Genomic DNA, 18954 nt, shown 5'->3' on the forward strand with positions numbered 1-18954 from the left:
CAGGTATTGATCATTTCTCGTCAGTCTGTCCACGGAGGTGTTCGCGTCGAACGCGGCGTTCCCTGCCGGCCTACCCTGGGAGCGACCAGCTGCGGCTCTCGCCGATCAGCTACTGAGCGAGAGTAAATGCCTGTACTCGCGATACCACAACCAGTGGCTAGCCGACGACGTCCTTCGCGCGAATTGATCATCACCAGATCCAGACCTCCATCTCTACCTTCAACAGGGCGTGGTCGGGGTCGGGCACGAACAGGAAGTTGTTGGAGGACAGCACTACCCATATAACGACTCCACGAAGGCTGGTGTAAGAGCCTTCAAATCCGGGGATCGTGGTCGCGCAGGGGCGGAGCAGTGCGATGGAGCTGCGAAACACAGAAGAAGCGAACATTCCGGAGCAAGGATTCGACAACCTCCGCGCGCGGTCGCGGGTATGGCGCGTCACCGCGCCATGGACGTGACGCCGCCGACAAACGACCCTCCGCCATACCCGCCATTCTCCGCCGGGCCCAATCCCGCGTATCTTCGTCAAAAGGAACCATGCACGATGGCCTGAATCGTCGGAATCCCACAGTAGAACGCTCACTCACCTCGCGATCCACGCCCGCATCACCAGCGAGCCCGTGCGTCACAATACGGATCCGACTGCGACGCCGTTGACATCAACTTCCCCCGCTCGTTCTGGTTTGATACACACGTCCGTTCATACCTACGCTGGCACTGGATCCACCGCCACGTTCGATGATGTCGCAGGAACCGTAACCTTCGAACACACGCACTGGCGGCAGCCGAAGAAGAAGCGCGCCGCGTCGCCATGGACGGTGCCAGTCGCAGCTATAGAGGGAATCTCCTGGCGCGAGGCCACAGCGTCCAAGCCCGCCCAGATGCGACTGATCCTGCGTGGACGAGTTGGGTACAACAAAAACGATGCCGCAGACCTCAACCTTCACTGAGGCGAACAACTTCGGTGATGGCCAGCACCGAAACCATTGCGATACCACCATGAGGACTTCGCAACGCTTACGGCCCGGACGTTCGTCCACGACGTTGCGGATAGCCCTGTGCCCTCACACCTGCAGCACGTCAAGCGCTGACGGCTGTAGCGCGCTCGTGATCGTATACGATCGTTACCCCACCGCATAGTGAGTCGGTCGCCATTCCGAGTCCTTGGTGGTGTGCCGAGGCTATTCACTGTCGAGCATTGCCTCCTAGCTTCGGAGTTTGGTCTGTTTCGGCGTGCCTTCACCCTCGCCATACACCCCTACCCAACATTGTTGTTGGGTAGAAATGCGAGTCGTGCCACCCTGCGGCGGGACCTCAGCTTCACGACTTCGTCGTCGATATCCGTGCCGGTCTCCCATGTCGCCCGAGCCGACGCCGCGGCCCATATCGCGCTATCAAACGGGGAGCGAGGACTTCCCCGTTTCGCGGATCGTCAGCACGGTGGCGACGCCGATTGCGGAGACTCCCATCACCCAATATGCAGGGGACATGCTGTTTCCGGTCGACTCGACGAGCTGGGCTGCAACATAGGGCGCGGTGCCGCCTGCTGCGATTGTGCCGATGTTGAAGCCGAGGGACACACCGGTGTACCGAACCGAACGCGGGAAGAGTTCCGTGAACAACGGGAATGCCGGTACCTGCACCACTCCGTTGAGCACCATGTAAAGGAAGTACACGGCTCCGACCACGACGATGCTCGCCGTGGCGCCCAGAATCATGAACGCCGGCAGTGCGATGACGATGTACGCGAGGTAGCCGCCGAGGAGAACCGGCTTACGTCCGTACCGGTCGGTCAGCATTCCACTGAGTGGGAACGTCGCACATGCCAACGCGATACTAATCGCAGACGTCCAGTACACCGCATCTTTCGAGAACCCGAGATCTTTGATCAGGTACACGCTGAAGTACGTGAGACCGATATAGCCGGAGCCGTTCATCGCGATCGCGATACCGACGACGCGCAGGACCGACAGCGGGTTCTTCTTGACGACGTCGGAAAGTGGACTCTTGGTGACTTGGTTCTTCTCGGCCATTTCTTCGAACTCGGGACTGTCTTCCAGCTTCAGCCGAACGCGGAGACAGATCGTTGCGAGCGGCAACGCCAGCAGGAACGGGATGCGCCACCCCCATGAGGACATCTGCTCGTCGGTGGTACCGAGCGCGACGAGTCCAACTACTGCGGCTGCGACGGCGAACCCGAGAGTCGAGCCGATCGGGGTGAACGAGCCGAAGAATCCACGACGGCTCGGCGGCGCGGACTCCGCGATGTACGTTGCCGCTCCGCCGATCTCGCCGCCTGCCGAGAATCCCTGTGCCAGCCGAATGATCACCAAGAGGATGGGCGCCAGGAACCCTACCGACGAGTATGTCGGCAGCAGTCCGAGGATCCCGCAGGCGAGACCCATACAGACGACGGTGATGACGAGAGCGGATCTGCGTCCGCGACGGTCACCGAGGCGGCCGAAGAAGATTCCACCGAGGGGTCGGGCGACGTAGGCGACACCGAAGACGGCGAGCGTCGCCAGAATCGAGACGCCGGGGCTGGTTGAGGGGAAGAACAGCGGCGCGATCACGACGGCGAGGAAGCCGTAGACCGCAAAGTCGTAGTACTCGATCAGGGTGCCGACGCCGCCTGCGATGGCAGCGCGCCGCGCGTTGGAGCTCGACGCCCGCGACGAGCCGACCGTATCTGCGCCGGCCTCGCCGTGCCCTGAGCGAGCGGGGGGATGGTCCACCTTCGTCATCGCGCCTGTCCTTGCTGTGGGAGGGAATGTTCTGCCATCAGAAGTTCGTACGAGCCGCCCGCTTCGATGACCTGGACGGTCCGAGCGTTGGGGGCAGTGCCGACGAGTTCGGCACCGTCCGCGGTTCGTAGGGTGGCGGTGCGCCAGTCCAGGGTCACGGCATCACCGGTCGCCACGGCCGTGGAGATGCCAGGAACGGTGATGAGCGGCATTCCGTTGAACGTCTCGCCTCTCCAGAAGCCGGGCGAGAACGACTCGGCGACGATCGCCGCGATTCCGGCGTTACGGAGCGCGACCATCGGTGGGTAGTGGGGGTGGCCGTATCCGAAGTTACGGCCACCGACGATGATGTCGCCCTGCCGTACTCGCTCGACGAACCCCGGGTCGTAGGCCGTCATGCAGACCGACCGAAGATGGTCGGGATCGTATGACTTGATGTTGGACACTCCCACGACGAGATCGATGTCGAAGTCGTCACCGAAGATCCAGGCAACTTTGCCGTCGATGATGTCCGGGGGTGGGGGGTAGGCGCTCATTGGACGGACTCCTGTATCGCGCCGGCGAGAGCGCTTGCTGCCACGGTGTACGGCGATCCCATGTAGATGTTGGCGTCCGAGCTTCCCATCCTTCCCGAAATGTTCAGCACGCCGGTGGAGATGCAGTTCTCCCCCGCCTGCAGTGGTTTCTGGTAGCCGAAGCAGAAGTCGCAGCTCGACACGGCGATGGTGGCTCCAGCGGCACGCAGCACGTCGAGAATGCCCTCGTTCTCCGCCTGTTCGTGCACCTTCTGGGATGTGGGTACGACGTTCAATTCCACGCCGGGAGCCACCGTCCGTCCGTCTAGAACGAGAGCCGCGGCCCGCAGGTCCTCGATCCGCCCGCTCGCGCAGGATCCGATGAACGCCTTCGTGATCGGTGTACCAGACATTTCCTTTGCGGTTTTCGTGTTCGCCGCGCGCGCCGAGCCGGGTTGAACCACACGGGGCACCACGGACGCGAGATCGATAGTGTGGCGGGCCGCGTAGGTGGCATCCGAATCGGGATACACGGGCTCGAACGACTCGCGGGCAACTTCGTTCGCGTAGGCGAGCGAGGTCTCGTCGGGCTCGAACACCGCCGACACGGCGCCGGTGAACATCGCCATCCCACACAGTCCCTGACGATGATCGATCTTCATCGATCGCGCGCCGGGACCGCCGAATTCCATAACTTGATGCGCACAACCGTCTGCACCCACCAGATCGATGATCGTGTGCACGAGATCGCGACTGTCGACGCCGGGCGAGAACCCGCCGACGAGGTCGAATCGCGTCGTCGCCGGAATGTCGACGTACAGCTTGCCGGTCACCCACGCCTCGATAAGGTCACGTCGGATTCCCCAGCCGAGAGCGCCGAACGCTCCGACACCGCTGATGTGCCCGTCGAAGTGCACGAGGAAGTCGCCTGGAATCGCCAAACCGAGCTCGGCTGTAAGTTGGTGTCCAATCCCGCGACCTTCGTGCAGTTCGATGCCGTAGAACTCACACCAGTCACGCGTCACCTTGTGGACTTCGGCCTCCTTGTCGTTGTTCTTCGTCAACATGTGATCGATGAACACGACGTAGCTACTGGGATCGGACAGCTCGGTGATGCCGAAGTCCTCGCGCATCTGGCGGAACATGACGTCGGTGTAACCCGGGAAGTCATACGCGATCATGCGCGCCGGGCGAACCGCGTGATTCTCGCCGGCACGTACCGTTCCACTCTCGCAGGTGCGGCCGAGGATCTTCTCCACCATCGTATAACCCAAGGCGATCACCGCTTCGATTCTGCAGGAAGGTACTTACGTTGCATGGCTTCGACTTCGGGAAATCCGATCAGATCGACGAACTCGTGATGCGAGAGCGCATCGGCGCTTACGGAGGTCGGCGCCTCTCCTCGAGCGAGCCGCCGCAGTGCCTCCTGGGCGGCGCCGGTGACGGCCATCAGCACCTGTGTCGGGAGAAGGGCGAGACGCACGCCGATCCGATCGAGCACCTCCGGGGTGAAGTCTCGTTCAGTCCATGTCGACGCGGTCAGGGTCGCCATCAGTGGGACACCGACCTCGTCGTGGCACCGCTCCCACTCCTCGACGGTCTCGAAGGTCTTGGTGACAGGCATGATCATGTCCGCTCCTGCGTTCACGTACGCTTGCGCCCGACTGATGGCGTCGTCGCCCCGTGAATCCGTGCGGGCGATCAGCAGCACGTGATCCGGAATCGAATCACGGACTGCGCGGATCTTGCCGGTCGCTTCGGCGACGTCAACGAGCTCGACGGGCTCGCCGACGCAGATCGGGCACGACTTTGGCGAGACCTGATCCTCGATGAACATCCCCTGTGCCCCTGCGTCGACGAACTTCGCGGCGGTTCGTGCAGCATTGACGGCGTTGCCATACCCGGTGTCGATGTCCACTACCAGCGGGAGCTTGGACGATTCGCGGATGGTGCGGACGGCCTGAAGGTTCTCCGTCATCGTGTACAGCTCGGCGTCCGGGAGTCCGAGGGCTGCGGACACGGCGAAGCCCGACGCGCACAAAGCGCTGAATCCGGCCTGTTCGGCGAGCCGCGCGGTCAGCCCGTCCCATACACCGGGCGCGTAGACGAGCCCGCGTGATGTGAGTTCTTTGAGAGTTGGGGTCGTTACCGTCATGTCCACCATCCGTTTCGCATTGCGGAATGCATTCCGCATTTCGTCAAATCGACGCTAGAGTGGTAGGCGTCACATGTCAACACAGGCCCCCTGATCCCTGTTCGTATGATGACGAGACCAATCACGCGTCGAAACGGAAGTGAGAACCAGTGGCTGCGCCCATCGAGTCCGAACCCCAAGCCGGCCGCGACATCGTCGGAGCCGTCCTGAAGGCTTGCAGCCTGCTCGAGCATTTCGACGCCGCTCGACCGACCTGGACCCTCAACGACCTCACGTCGGCAAGCGGCATGAACAAGACCACAGTGCATCGCCTCATGACGACCCTCATTCACGCGGGTTGGATCGATCGCACCGCCGAGGGCTCGTATCGCGTCGCGATGCCAATGTTCGAGATCGGCTCCGCCGCACTCGTCCAGCTCGATATTCGCACTGCGGCAAGACCGTTCATGGTCGACCTTGCCGACACATTCGGCGACACCGCGTATTTGATGGTTCCGGCCGAAGAGGGCGCAGTATGCATCGACCGGCTCGAAGGAAGCAACCCACTTGTCGTCGCCGGGATCAACATCGGATCGGTGATGCCCTACCATGCCGCCGCCGGTCCAATAGTCATGCTTGCCCACTCGAAAGAACTGCGGCAGAGATGGATCCGAGACGGTCTTCCATCGTTCACCGACCGGACACTGACCGACACGGCCGAACTGGCCGAACACCTCGATGCAGTGAAGGAGGCCGGATACTCGATCAGCAACTCCGACTACCTGCCCGGCGTCGCCGCGGTGGCCGCGCCGATCCTCGGCCGCAGCGGATCCGTCGTGGCATCCATAAGCATCGGCGGGCGCGTCGAGGCGTTCGAAGGTGCTGCTCTCACCGAGAAGATCGAACGAGTGCGCGACGCCGCAGCCCGGCTCACCAGAGTCGCGGAGGCACTGCCACAGCAGAACTGACAACGACACCTACCGGGAACCACGCCGAAGAAGTGCCCCAGCGTGACCGACCGACGACGGTGATCGTCGACTACATCGCCGTCCGCCAGGAAAGGTCCGGGGTCGACCCGATCTCGACGAAACCCGGTCGCCGCGCCTCGGCCCCGAGCTTCACGAGCCGCTCCGAGCTCTGCTGCCACCGGTTCGATCGCGACTCCGACAGAGTGGTGCGGGTAGAGCTCAGCACTGCTGGAGCCGCCTGGCCCGGACGCCCTCTACGGTGCCGCGCGGAGCGCCAGCGCCAAGAGGATGAGGTTGTTGGACACGAAGGGATCCTGACCAGTGAGCTCGTGAATACGTTTGAGCCGATATCGCACCGTGTTCGGTTGCACGATAAGCACTTTCGCCGTGACAGACAGGTTGAATCCCGAAGCGCAGTACGCCCGCAGAGTCACGAGCAGGTCGGCGCGGTGGTCCCGGTCGTACTGCTCGAGAGGCTCGATGACTTCTTCGTACAGGACGCTCTTGAACGGGCTGGATTCGACGATGTGATCGAGCATGGCGTCCGCGTAGAAGTGCGCCCTCTTTTCGGCGGTGACCTGCGTCGACGTGATGGCGTCCTGAGCTTCGCTGTAGGCAGACGAAACGGTCGCGAGGCCGGTATGCGTGCGGCTGACGCCGACGAGATACCGGGGGAGCTCGGCTGCGAGCGCGTCCGCCTGCGCCCTGAGCATCTCGTGCTGGCTGCTTGCCTGATGGAGGGGATAGATCGCAACGACCTCTTCGTCACGGACGCCCGTGAGGAATCCGGTTTCGGTGGGGTGCAGATGGTCTCGCACGGTCCCAAGCGTCTTTCTGAGCGATTCTGGAGACGATTGGGACAGTTGCCGACTGCGCACGAGGACCACGGTGTATCGAGCAGTCGTCGGCAGTCCGAAGTATTGCGAGAGCCGGTCGATACGTTCCTGTGAGGGGTTGCCGGAGATGAGGGCCTCGAGCAGGTCACGCCGGACGACTTCGCGGTCCCTGATGACGCCGGAGGCTTCTTCGAGGTACGCCTGGGCGACCGCGGTGGACACCAGGTCGACGTGGCGCATGATCTTGCCGGCCACCACCAGGCCCAGCTCGGGGTTGTTCCGGATTTGTGGGGCTTGACGAACCTGCTCCCACACGGTGTGGCCCCACAGCCGATAGGCGTGAAGCAGAGCCTGCACGGGAACACCCTGATGGAACCGGCGCACCGCACTGTCGCGGAACGGCGCGTATCGGGCGGCGGTCTCGTCTTGATCGGAGACCGCATCATGGTCGTCGGTGAGGCTGGCAAGCATCGCCTCGAGATTCGCGCGCGCCGTGGGTGCGACATCTTGATCGATGAAACCATCAGGAAGAGAACGGTATTCGACGATGCTTTCTCGGTATCGCTGAGCGATTAGTTCGCCGATCTGGTGGGCCCGGCGATGTAGGTGGTCGATGAGCTCATTGGTCATCTGCTGCAAAGCGGCCTCGTCAAGGTCGCTTCGTGCATCGTCCCCGGACTGCTCCGCCATATCAGAATCCTTGCATGGTCGGTCTCATAGCCAAACAGTGGCGGGAGGCAAACACCCGGACGTGGTGTTCGCCAAGGTCCACACCGAGGCCAAGGAGGTCTTGCCGCCGCAAGCATCTGTCCCTCCCATTCCGGCCGTGATGGTGTTCCGGGAAAGAATCGTGCATGCAAGTGCACTCCCACCCAGGCGGTAGATGACGGGGCCACCCCGGTTAAAAGACTCGACCTGGAGGTTCGGCGGACGATCGCCGGACAGGGCAACCTCATCGAAATGACCCCTTCGTGCCTTATTGCCTCCACAGGTCCGCCGGCGGGAGGCGTTCTTCCTCCGCGGCCGTCCGAGAACCTCGGCCGGATTGCCGATTTTGCAAACCAGGGCGGTGAAGTTCTCCTTTTTGCGTAGCGACGTATCACGGTCGTCACTCCTAACGTCTTCCCCAGCAGATCACCCATGTGACTCAGCTCATAAACGTAGGAGATGTTGTGACCACTATCCCCTTGTCGGACATTGATGATCTGGTGTGGCAGCCGGGTCAACTCGAACTCGATCGCAGTCGGATCCTGGCATTCGCCCAGCACGTCGGATGCACGAATATCGACGAGCTGGGTGCGGCGGCGAACGAGGACCCCGGGTGGTTCTGGGGCTGCGTCGCAGACTGGCTCCAACTCGAGTGGCAGAGTGAACCGTCCGGTGTGTTCGACCAATTCGACGTCCCGCACAGGACCAAGTGGTTTCCCGGCGGGGCGCTGAACATCACCGACAACGCGGTCGACCGCTGGATCCGAGCCGGACGAGGCAACGACACCGCGCTGTCCTGGGAGCTCGAGGACGGCAGCAGCGGACGGTGGACGTTCTCCCAGCTTTCCCTCGAGATTGACCGTGTTGCGCGGGGATTGATCGACGCTGGTATCGGGTTCGGGGACACCGTCGGCATCCAATTGCCGATGGTGCGCGAAGCCGCGGTCGCGCAACTGGCCTGCGCGAAGATCGGGGCGATCTCGGTCCCGATCTTCTCCGGTTTCGGCACGGCGGCGGTAATCGATCGATTGCGCATCGCCGGCGCGAAGGCCCACGTCATGTCCAATGGGTTCCACCGCCGCGGCCGTGAGGTCGCGATACCGGCTGATCTGCCCACCGCCCTCGCCGACCTCGGGACTCTGACCACCACAATCGTGGTCCCATTGCTGGCGCACACGCTGCCTGTTGATCTGCCCGGACCGGTGCACTGGGACGAGTTGGGCACCGGCACCACCGAGGAGCCCGTCGCCGCCGCCGAGTGCCCCACCGATCACCCGATGCTCATTGCATTCACCTCTGGCACCACCGGGGCACCGAAGGGTGTGGTTCTCGGTCACGCCGGGTTCGCCGTCAAGGCCGGTAGCGATGCCGCGTTCAGCTTCGATATCGGTCCGGGCGACGTGTCGACCTGGATCACCGATCCGGGCTGGATCATGAGTCCGATCATCGTGCTCGGTGGTCTGATCGCCGGTAGCGCCGTCGCTCTCTATGCCGGCACCCCGGACTGGCCGGACACCGACCGCATCTGGAACATGGTCCGCGAACTCGGCGTGACCATGATGGGAGTCTCCCCGACCCTCATCCGGTCGCTGATGGACAAGGACACCCACCCCGAGGTGCCGATCGACACCGGCCAGTTGCGGGTGCTGGCCTCGAGCGGTGAGGCCTGGACCCCGGATGCGTACGAGTGGCTCTACTCCCGGGTCGGCGGTGGGCACATCCCGATCATCAACTACAGCGGCGGAACCGAAGTGTCGGGGGCCATCCTGTCGAACACCACCGCACAACCCATCCACCCCTGCGGGTTCGCCGGACCCTTGCCCGGAATGGGTGCGGACATCGTCGACAGCGACGGCCGCAGTCTCGCCCGCGGGCTCGGTGAACTGGCCCTACGACAGCCGTCCCCGGGGATGCCGCTGACCTTCTGGGCCAACCCCGACCGCTACTACAGCACCTACTGGAACCGGTGGGACGGCACCTGGTACCACGGCGACTGGGTCGAGGTCGATGACAATGACATTTGGTACGTGCGCGGCCGCAGCGACGACACCCTCAAGATCGCCGGAAAACGATTGGGCCCGGCGGAGGTCGAATCCGTCGTCAACGGCGTCGACCAGGTCGTCGAGTCCGCCGCGATCGGCGTCCCCGACGACATCAAGGGCGAAGCACTGGTGGTGTTCGCCCGGGTCGCCGAAGCCAAGCAGGGTGAGCACGCCGAGCTTCCGGCCACCATTGCCGCCGAAGTCGGACGGCAACTTGGAAAGCCTCTGACCCCCAAGCAGGTGCACATCGTCGACTCCCTTCCCCGTACCCGCAGTGGGAAAATCCTGCGCCGGGTGATCCGGGCTGTCTATCTCGGCAACCCATCCGGTGACACGTCCTCCCTCGACGATCCCGCCGCCCTCGATCTGATCAGGACCCTCTCATGAGCGCACGCAAGCTCGGGGCGATCATCGGTACTGCCGAGGTGCCGGCCCGGCGCACTACCCCCGGCGTCTCCACGCTCGAAATTATCGCGCAGGTATGCCGGGCCGCGGTCGCCGACGCCGGCCTGACACCGTCGGCGATCGACGGCGTCATCTGCGGCCCACAAGTCGGCGAGACCCCGCAACACGTGCCTGCCACCATCGCCGAATACCTCGGCTTGCAACCACGATTCGCCGACGTCGTCGACCTGGGCGGTGCCGCCGGCGCAGGGATGGTCTGGCGTGCGGCCGCCGCCATCAACGCCGGCATGTGCGAGACCGTGCTGTGCGTGCTGGGCAATACCCGCAAGCCCGACCGGGTGCCCCGGTCCCCGAACCGCAACCCGATCCGGGAGTTCGACGTCCCCTATGGGGCCAGCGGCGCGAATCAGGCCTACGCGATGATCGCGCAAAAGCACATGGCAGAGTTCGGCACCACCCCCGAGCAACTCGCGAACGTAGCGGTCAAGGAACGCGCGAACGCCCAACTCAACCCGGATGCCGTGTTCTACGGCAAGCCGTTGACCGTCGACGACGTGTTGTCCTCGCCGATGGTGATGTCACCGCTGCGTCTGTTCGAGATGGTCATGCCGTGCGGCGGCGCCACCGCCCTGGTGGTCACCTCCGCCGAGCGGGCCGCCGACTACCCACACCCACCGGTGTATCTACTCGGCGCGGGCGAGCGCGTCACCCACCGCGCCCTGAGCCAGGCACCGAACCTGACCACCTCCCCGCTGGCACCGGCCATCGCCGACGCCTACCGGATGGCGCAGGTAGGACCGTCCGATCTCGACTTCCTCTCGATCTACGACTGCTACTCCATCGTCGTCGCCATCACCGCCGAAGACGCCGGACTCTGCACCAAAGGCGAGGGCGGGCAGTGGGTCGCCGAGCACGACTTCTCCGCGACCAGCTCGCTCCCGGTGAACACAAATGGTGGCCAATTAGCCTGCGGTCAAGCAGATCTCGCAGGCGGCATGACCCACATCATCGAAGCGGTGCGGCAGCTGCGGCACGCCGCTGGCCCACGTCAGGTCGCCGACGCCGAGCTGGCGTTGGTGACCGGCAACGGCGCCACGATGAGCGAGGAAGTCGCACTAGTGCTAGGAGGAGCGAACACATGACCACGACAGTTGCCCGTGCGGTGCCGCGGCCGGGTCCGGTGACCACGACCGTGACCGAGCCGTACTGGAAGTGCGCCGCCGACAGTGAACTGTGGATCCAACAGTGTGAGGACTGCCGGCGCTGCCAGCACTACCCCGCCGGGATGTGCCGGAGCTGCTGGTCGGAAAACCTCGACTGGATCCGAGCCGCCGGCACCGGCACCGTCTGGACGTTCACTGTGGTCAGCAAACCCGGCCACCCGGCATGGGAACAGGACACCCCCTACGTCCTGGCCCTGGTCGAACTCGACGAGGGCCCCCGCATGATGACCAACATCATCGACTGCGACCCGGCAACCGTGCACGTCGGCCAGCGGGTGCAGCTCGCACCGAACATCCCTGGATCCGAGCAGCCCCCGCTGCAATTCCACCCCCACAACTCCCTACCGCGATCCTGACAACGGACGGACATCGCCATGACCACCTCCACCCCCCAAACCTCGAGCGCCGACATGCAACGGCGGGCGCGTCTGGGCAGCTTCATCGGCACCACGATCGAGTGGTACGACTTCTACCTCTACGGCACCGCGGCCGCACTGGTCTTCCCGCATCTGTTCTTCCCCTCCTACTCCCCACTGACCGGCACACTGCTGGCGCTGCTGACCTACTCGGCCGGATTCATCGCCCGCCCCCTCGGCGGTGTCATCATGGGGCACTTCGGTGACCGCATCGGCCGCAAGGCGATGCTGGTGTCCTCCTTGATGATCATGGGTGTCGCCACCACCCTCATCGGGGTGCTCCCGACCTTCGCGGTCGCCGGGATATTGGCGCCGATCCTGCTGCTCGTCCTCCGCATCGTGCAGGGATTCGGTGTCGGCGGCGAATGGGGCGGCGCCGTCCTGGTCGCGGTCGAACACGCACCCCCGAGTCGACGCGGACTGTTCGGCGCATGGCCACAGGCCGGTGTTCCTGCCGGACTGCTGTTGGCCAACGGGGTCTTCATGAGCCTGACGCTGACCCTGTCCGACGAAGCGTTCATGACCTGGGGTTGGCGCGTGGGGTTCCTCGCCTCCTCCGTGATGATCGCGATCGGTCTGCTGATCCGGTTGAAGATGGAAGAGACCCCCGACTTCCAGAAGGCCAAGGACGACGGGCACATCGCGAAATTCCCGATCGTCGAGGTGTTCCGCAAGCAGTGGAAGCAGGTCCTCCTCGCCGTCGGAATCAAGATGTCACAGAACGCGATCTTCTACATCATCACGGTCTTCGCGCTGACCTACGTCACCACCGTCCTAGAACTCCCCCGCTCGGTTGCGCTCATCGGTGTCCTCGCCGCGTCCGTGGTCAGCATGTTCACCATCCTGTTCTTCGGTCGCCTGTCCGACGAGTACGGTCGCCGTCGGGTGTATCTGATCGGCGCGGTCCTCTCGGCGCTGTTCGCGTTCCCGTTCTTCCTGCTCATGGACACCAAGAGCTCCCTGCTGATCTGGGCGTCGATCGTGATCGGATTGGTCTTCCACGACCTCATGTACGGCCCGCAGGCGGCGTTCATGTCGGAGCTGTTCGAACCCGAACTCCGGTACACCGGAGCCTCGGTCGGCTACCAGATGGCCTCCCTGCTCGCCGGTGGACTGTCCCCGGTCCTGGCGGTGCTGCTGCTCGGGCTCGCCGACAACCGCCCCTGGCCGGTCGCCCTGTACATGGTGGGGCTGAGCGTGATCACGATCATCGCCACGTACTTCTCCCCGGAAACCCACCGCGGGAACCGCAGACGCGGAAACCCAGGCTCCGCCGACTTCCCTTCCGCCGGCCAGTCCGACGTGCACGATGCCGGCAACGTCCTGACCAGCCGGTCCTGAAATAGAAAGTCATCACCTCCATGATCACCGCGCCGTCGACCAATCAGCAACGCGCCCTCATCGCCGCTGTCCAGGTGCTGGGACTGTGTGTCTGGTTCTCCGCCACCGCCGTGGTCCCCAACCTGCGGTCGGAATGGGGTATCGGGTCGACGGCCGCGGTCTGGCTGACCGCTTCGGTGCAGATCGGATTCGTCGCCGGGGCGGTCACCTCCACCCTGTTCAACCTTGCCGACCGGATCGCGCCCCAGTACCTGCTTGCCGCCAGCGCATTCGGTGCCGCAGTGTGCACCGCGGCGCTGGCCCTATTCGTAAACAACCTCTCGGCGGCAATCCCGCTGAGATTTCTCACCGGCGTCCTGCTCGCAGGTGTGTACCCGGTTGGCATGAAACTCATGGCCTCCTGGTCGGAATCGACCGACCGGGGCCGTGCGTTCGGGGTGCTGCTCGGAGCCCTTACCCTCGGTTCCGCTCTGCCCCACCTGATCAGCGGACTCGGCCCGCTGCCCTGGAGGACGGTGATGATGGCCGCGGCCGTCCTCACCGCAATCGGTGCCCTCATCGCCGTCCTCCTGATCATCTCCGGCCCGCACCTGGACACCCGGCCGATCACCCCCAGCGCGCGGTACGCGATCGCCATGTTCCGCGAACGCGGACCCCGGCTGGCGAATATCGGCTACTTCGGACACATGTGGGAGCTCTACGCCTTGTGGACCTGGATGTCGATGTTCGTCCTCGCCGGCCGCGAACAACGCGGCACCGGCCCGGTCACCACCACCACCAGCATCATCGCGTTCGCCGCGATCGGTCTCGCCGGCATCGCGGGCTGCCTGCTCGGCGGGTGGGCATCGGACCGGTTCGGCCGCTCCCCCGCCGCAGTGACAGCACTGGTGATCAGCGGCGCGTGCTGTGTCCTGTCCCCGTTGTTCTTCACTGCGCCGACCGGTGTGCTCCTCGCGTTTCTGCTGGTGTGGGGTGCCGCCGTCATCGCCGACTCCGGGGTGTTCTCCACCTCGCTCAGCGAAACCGCCGACTCCCGATTCGTCGGCACCGCCCTCACCGCGCAGACAGCGATCGGGTTCCTGCTCACCGTCGTAACGATCCAACTCGTCCCCGTCACCGCCGACCTCATCGGTTGGCGCTACGCCTTCCTGCTCCTCGCCCCCGGACCGCTGATCGGCGCCGTGGCGATGGCAGCTCTGCGTGCTCGCACCACCCCCGCGTCCCACAACGATTCCAAGGAGGAACACCATGCCCAACACCTCGACTCGCCGCACCCCGACAGTTGGCCAGACTGCGGAGCTCTCCCGCACCGTCGGTGACAACGACATCGCCCTGTTCACAGAGATCAGCGGCGACCGCAACCCCCTGCACTACGACCAGGCTGCCGCCGAAGCTTCCCGGTTTGGGGAAATCGTCGTGCAAGGGGGCATCACCAGCGCCATCCTCAACGCCGTTGTCGCCGAGGAGCTCCCCGGGCCGGGCACGGTGTTCTTGAACGTGAACTGGGCGTTCAAGGCACCCGTACGACCCGGCGACATCATCACCGGGCGGGTCGAAGTCACTGCGGCACGTGAGGACAAGCCGATCACCGAACTCAAGACCACCGTCATCCGCGACGACGGCACCGTTGTCCTCGACGGCACCGCGGTGTGCTACACCATGGACCTCGCCAGCGAGGCCACGCAGTGACCCCCGACGGCTCCCCCGTCCTGGTCTCACTGGCCCGCACGCCCGTCGGCAAATTCGGCGGCGCACTCGCGCACCTGTCGGCGCTCGACCTCGGCGCCGCAGCCGTGCAGGCAGCGCTCGAACCACTCGACGGGCAGGTCAACATCGACCACACCTTCCTCGGCAACGTCGTCCAGGCCGGCAACGGGCAGAACCCCGCCCGGGTCGCCGCGATCCGCGGCGGCGTTCCCACCACCGTGCCGGGCACCACCATCAACGACGTCTGCCTGGCCTCGCTGACCGCGACCGGAATGGCGGCCTCGATGATCCGGAGCGGCGAGATCGACACCGCCCTTGTCGGCGGCTTCGAGTCGATGAGCCGCGCCCTGCACGGCGTGCAGATGCGGGCAGCAGCGAAGGTGGGGCACGGCGGACTGGTCGATCTGCTCGTCAACGACGGACTGTGGTGCGCGGTCTCCGATTCCGGCATGGGCGAGATCTCCGACCAGGCGAACCGAGAGCACGGCATCACCCGTGCAGACCAGGACGAATTCGCCTGCGCCAGTCACCGCCGGGCGGCCGCGGCCACCGAGTCCGGGCGGTTCAAACAGGAGATCCGCACGTTGACCGACATCCTCGACGCGGACGAAGGCATCCGCCCCCGCAGTACCGCCACCAAACTCGCGACCTTGCGCCCGGCGTTCACCGAGGTCGGCACAATCACCGCAGGAAATGCCTCGCAGATGTCCGACGCCGCCGCGACCGGAGTGCTGATGTCCCTTGGTGTCGCCGACTCCCTCGGACTGGACCCGCTGGTCGAGGTCGTCGACCGAGTTGTCGTTGCCGGCCCCGACCCGTCGCTGCACCTCAAACCCGCGGCCGCCGCCCGCGTCCTACTCGACCGGAACGGTCTGAGCACCGGCGATATCGGGCTCTGGGAAATCAACGAGGCCTTCGCCGGAGTCGTCCTCGCCTCCGCCCGCGATCTCGGCATCGACCTCGACCGGGTCAACGTCAACGGTGGCGCGATCGCCCTCGGCCACCCCCTGGCCGCCTCCGGATTCCGAATTCTGATGACTCTCGCCACCGAAATGCGACTGCGGCAACAGGAATTCGGAGTTGCCACAATCTGCGGGGGCGGCGGCCAGGGGCAAGCCGTTTTACTGCGGCTCCCAGAGCACTGACCCGTCGTGCCGACATCGCATCCGCAGCATTAACGCCGACATCCGCTGGTGCACGGGTTCGAGATCAGCCGGTGGCGGCAACTATGACCATGGTCATCGCATAGTTGCCGCCGCGACACCGGCGGCGCTGCCAATCTCTTCGAACGGGCCACGCGGACCAAGTCGCCCGCCTGCGGGAGATTGCCCACTCGGTCGACAGAGGGATGGTGCTTCGAGGAGCGACGTCCGACCTTATCGCTGACCGGTTTGACCACTCGATCCAGAGTCCTCACGACAAGGGGCGGCGACCGGCACGCGGCGGCGAACATCTAGGTAGCCGTGCTGAAAAGGCATGTTCGCGATCCAGTTCCTCCCGATCCGGTCCGAAGGAGCGGACGCACGCAATACGCCGCAGGATCACTGCGAGGGCGTGACGGCCTGCGGTCCTCGATCGGTCTCGCAGATCGCGTCGCCGAGACCCTCAGCCGGAATCTGGGCTTCTGAGCCTGTTCGTGATCACTTTCTTCGCTGTCGCGATCACGATCTTGCTTATCCGAGACGACGAGCACTACGTGGCTGTGGCAACGGCGGGGTGGCCTGCTCCCAAGGGTCGGCGAACAGACCACCACGCGTTATACCGCTGCCTTCTCAGCGGCAGTCAGGTGGGCAATCAATTCGTTATTGAACCGCTCACCGATCCGCTGGACAGCATGTGGACTACCCTCGAATAGGACTCGCTTGGCATGCAACACCTCGGCCAGAGCATCAGCGACATCCTCGAATCCCGGTGTGCCACCGCCAGTGACTATCAGCTTGGGAAATGACGTCGTAGCGAGCACGTCGACTGGAACCCCGGTGAGCCAAGGACGCTCAGTGGTGAGGTTACCGATAGCTTCAGCGAGAGGCGGCGGCAGTGGTGACGGCAACTGCATCCTCACGTTGAGAACTTCGAGAAATCCGGCGGCGAATGTCTCCAAGTCAGTGGGATCGGCTGCTTCAAAATGCTCGCGTATTGCTGTTGCAAGTTTGTCGGCCGCAGGGCGGCCAGCCCCGTTCGGCAGTGCGGGGGGCTCGATCACGGTCAGTGATCGGACTTTCTCGGGGGCCAAGGCAGCCGCGCGCATCGCTACGACACCTCCCATGGAGGTTCCAACGAGGTGAGCGCCCTCCGCGAGGAGGTCAACGATGTCGACGGCGTCTCGGTCTGGGTCCACTCGGTCAGTCGACGGACTTGGTGCGTATCCGCGCCGATAGGGAGCGACGAGTTGATAGCGGTCGGCAAGAACCTGCTGTTCCGCGAATGCCGCGGCAGCAGAGTTCAGGCTTCCGTGGACGAGTACAACGCGCGGGCCACGATTGCCCCAACGCTCAGCGGCAAGTGCACTCATCGGCGATCAGCCTTGCTCGGCGGCGATGGCCGCTGCCGCGGCGAACACCCCGTTGTCGACGTCGAGTTGGCGGGACTCGAATTTCCAGCCCTGCGACGTCCTGACGAGAACGTCGTTGTAGACCCCGGAGGCGATGATGTGCGGCGCCTTTTCCACCTGCACCTTGAGGACCACGCAGTAGGACGTCGCGCGGTCACCATCACCTTCGATGACGTAGTTCGACATCAGATGGCGTGCACCGTCTTCCTTGCCCGCGGCGATATGACCGACGATGAACTCCTTGATGGCCGCGTGCCCGGTAAAGGTGCCATAGGTGGCGATGAATCGGCCATCGTCAGCCCAACAGCCGACCCATTCATCGACTGCATGCTGATCGAGATAGCGCATTTGCGTGTTCGACAAGGTCTCGATGGCGACCTTGTCATCGACGGACAGTGGCATGGAGCTTCTCCGTTCGTGAGGTGTGGCCGAGTGAGCCACGTCTCACGCTAGTACAACTAGTGTGTAGTATACAAGTACGTCACATACCAAAACCCAGGTAAGGTGGCGGCATGTCGAAGCTGGCGGGTATTCAGGCAGTCGAGCGTCCCCCAACCCTCTCGCGCCGGGCGTATCTCCAGATTCAGCAGGCAATCCGGGATGGGGTTCTCAAGTCTGGAGTCATGTACTCGGAGAACGAGCTCGCGGAACAACTGGGTATGTCTCGCACCCCCGTACGCGAGGCGGTCATCTCGCTAAGTCGTGAAGGCATTATCGAGATTGCAAGCCAACGCGGATTCCGGTTGCGTGAGTTGAGTGTGCTCGAGCGCACTGAAATATTCGACCTCCGTGCACTGCTGGAGCCATACGTTGCCGGACGTCTAGCAACCACGCGAACGGCCGAGCAGGTAGATCAGCTGAGGGGACTTCTCGACGAGCAACAATTACTCGTCGAAAATCCCAAGGACCCCCAGACCTTCTTGGACCTTGACGAGCGGTTCCACCTCCTCCAGGCCGAGTACCTCGGACTCGAGCGCACCAGATCAACCATGGCGAACCTCCGCGGCGCCATGTGGCTACTGGGATTTGAAGCACTCAGCCTGCCGCATCGCTATGCGGACGTCGTCCGTGAACACCGCGCGATTCTCGATGCGATCGAACGCGAAAACTCAGAGGACGCCCGACGGGCCGCGCACGAACACATCCTCCAGACCGCACGGGCCGCGGACCATCTCGACCGCTGACAAACTGCGATCCAGTCGGACCTCGGGCCTGAGACTTCACGCCATCTGCGCCAGGACCACCCTGCCGGCAGTGACAACGGTGGGTGGGAACTGGTTCTGGTCCACCGTCCGTGACGGCCCCAAGACTGCGTGTTGCAGTTGTTAGTCGCGATGACGACGTGGGTTGCGTCCATGAAGATG

Annotated in this window: 17 protein-coding genes; 10 read left to right on the forward strand and 7 right to left on the reverse strand. The window is 64.1% G+C overall.

Annotated features, from left to right (window positions below; all coding sequences use genetic code 11):
- The first annotated feature begins 620 nt into the window (after window positions 1–620).
- A complete protein-coding gene (locus AZG88_RS55595; protein ID WP_197436220.1) occupies window positions 621–950 on the forward strand; it encodes a DUF4429 domain-containing protein in 330 nt (109 codons plus the stop codon).
- Window positions 951–1394: 444 nt separating this feature from the next.
- Here AZG88_RS55595 and AZG88_RS19005 read toward each other — a convergent pair whose 3' ends face one another.
- Genes AZG88_RS19005 through AZG88_RS19020 form a run of 4 tightly spaced genes read right to left on the reverse strand, consistent with a single transcriptional unit; the run spans window position 1395 to window position 5414 of the window.
- Complete coding sequence (locus AZG88_RS19005) at window positions 1395–2744, reverse strand: MFS transporter (RefSeq protein WP_061698560.1); 1350 nt, start codon at window positions 2742–2744, stop codon at window positions 1395–1397.
- Window positions 2741–3280 carry a LeuD/DmdB family oxidoreductase small subunit gene (locus AZG88_RS19010; protein WP_061043374.1) on the reverse strand — a complete coding sequence of 180 codons (540 nt, stop codon included), beginning with the start codon at window positions 3278–3280 and terminating at the stop codon, window positions 2741–2743. Before AZG88_RS19010 ends, AZG88_RS19005 begins: the two co-directional genes overlap by 4 nt.
- Complete coding sequence (locus AZG88_RS19015; RefSeq protein WP_061698561.1) at window positions 3277–4521, reverse strand: 3-isopropylmalate dehydratase large subunit; 1245 nt, start codon at window positions 4519–4521, stop codon at window positions 3277–3279. The genes AZG88_RS19010 and AZG88_RS19015 overlap by 4 nt, the downstream gene beginning before the upstream one ends.
- A gap of 17 nt (window positions 4522–4538) precedes the next feature.
- On the reverse strand, window positions 4539–5414 hold the full coding sequence (locus AZG88_RS19020) for an isocitrate lyase/PEP mutase family protein (RefSeq protein ID WP_061698574.1): 876 nt from the start codon (window positions 5412–5414) through the stop codon (window positions 4539–4541).
- A gap of 149 nt (window positions 5415–5563) precedes the next feature.
- On the opposite strand from AZG88_RS19020, the gene AZG88_RS19025 reads away from it, so the two are divergent.
- Window positions 5564–6361 (forward strand): IclR family transcriptional regulator, encoded by a 798-nt coding sequence (locus AZG88_RS19025; RefSeq protein ID WP_061698562.1) that lies wholly within the window; start codon window positions 5564–5566, stop codon window positions 6359–6361.
- 254 nt (window positions 6362–6615) lie between these two features.
- On the opposite strand, the gene AZG88_RS19030 is transcribed toward AZG88_RS19025, so the two are convergent.
- A complete protein-coding gene (locus AZG88_RS19030) occupies window positions 6616–7887 on the reverse strand; it encodes a PucR family transcriptional regulator (protein WP_061698563.1) in 1272 nt (423 codons plus the stop codon).
- A gap of 482 nt (window positions 7888–8369) precedes the next feature.
- On the opposite strand from AZG88_RS19030, the gene AZG88_RS19035 reads away from it, so the two are divergent.
- Genes AZG88_RS19035 through AZG88_RS19065 form a run of 7 tightly spaced genes read left to right on the forward strand, consistent with a single transcriptional unit; the run spans window position 8370 to window position 16184 of the window.
- A complete protein-coding gene (locus tag AZG88_RS19035) occupies window positions 8370–10334 on the forward strand; it encodes an AMP-binding protein (protein ID WP_061698564.1) in 1965 nt (654 codons plus the stop codon).
- On the forward strand, window positions 10331–11494 hold the full coding sequence (locus AZG88_RS19040) for a thiolase family protein (RefSeq protein ID WP_061698565.1): 1164 nt from the start codon (window positions 10331–10333) through the stop codon (window positions 11492–11494). The genes AZG88_RS19035 and AZG88_RS19040 overlap by 4 nt, the downstream gene beginning before the upstream one ends.
- Window positions 11491–11931: a Zn-ribbon domain-containing OB-fold protein gene (locus AZG88_RS19045; RefSeq protein WP_061698566.1), complete on the forward strand. Its 441-nt coding sequence runs from the start codon at window positions 11491–11493 to the stop codon at window positions 11929–11931. Before AZG88_RS19040 ends, AZG88_RS19045 begins: the two co-directional genes overlap by 4 nt.
- Before the next feature lie 18 nt (window positions 11932–11949).
- Window positions 11950–13332 carry an MFS transporter gene (locus tag AZG88_RS19050; RefSeq protein WP_061698567.1) on the forward strand — a complete coding sequence of 461 codons (1383 nt, stop codon included), beginning with the start codon at window positions 11950–11952 and terminating at the stop codon, window positions 13330–13332.
- A gap of 20 nt (window positions 13333–13352) precedes the next feature.
- Window positions 13353–14651: an MFS transporter gene (locus AZG88_RS19055; protein ID WP_061698568.1), complete on the forward strand. Its 1299-nt coding sequence runs from the start codon at window positions 13353–13355 to the stop codon at window positions 14649–14651.
- Window positions 14581–15021, forward strand: coding sequence for a MaoC family dehydratase (locus AZG88_RS19060; protein WP_061698569.1), 441 nt, complete (start codon window positions 14581–14583; stop codon window positions 15019–15021). Before AZG88_RS19055 ends, AZG88_RS19060 begins: the two co-directional genes overlap by 71 nt.
- The gene (locus AZG88_RS19065; protein ID WP_061698570.1) at window positions 15018–16184 is read left to right on the forward strand and encodes a thiolase family protein; all 1167 of its coding nucleotides are present in this window, start codon (window positions 15018–15020) and stop codon (window positions 16182–16184) included. The genes AZG88_RS19060 and AZG88_RS19065 overlap by 4 nt, the downstream gene beginning before the upstream one ends.
- Window positions 16185–16795: 611 nt before the next feature.
- On the opposite strand, the gene AZG88_RS19070 is transcribed toward AZG88_RS19065, so the two are convergent.
- Window positions 16796–17551: an alpha/beta fold hydrolase gene (locus AZG88_RS19070; protein WP_063886832.1), complete on the reverse strand. Its 756-nt coding sequence runs from the start codon at window positions 17549–17551 to the stop codon at window positions 16796–16798.
- A 6-nt stretch (window positions 17552–17557) separates the two neighbouring features.
- A complete protein-coding gene (locus AZG88_RS19075; RefSeq protein WP_061698572.1) occupies window positions 17558–17992 on the reverse strand; it encodes a nuclear transport factor 2 family protein in 435 nt (144 codons plus the stop codon).
- Between the two features lie 110 nt (window positions 17993–18102).
- Between AZG88_RS19075 and AZG88_RS19080 the strand changes: the two genes are divergently transcribed.
- Window positions 18103–18774: a GntR family transcriptional regulator gene (locus tag AZG88_RS19080; RefSeq protein ID WP_061698573.1), complete on the forward strand. Its 672-nt coding sequence runs from the start codon at window positions 18103–18105 to the stop codon at window positions 18772–18774.
- Window positions 18775–18954 lie beyond the last annotated feature (180 nt).

Origin of the sequence: Rhodococcus sp. LB1, assembly GCF_001583455.1 — a bacterium.
Taxonomy (GTDB): domain Bacteria; phylum Actinomycetota; class Actinomycetes; order Mycobacteriales; family Mycobacteriaceae; genus Rhodococcus_F; species Rhodococcus_F opacus.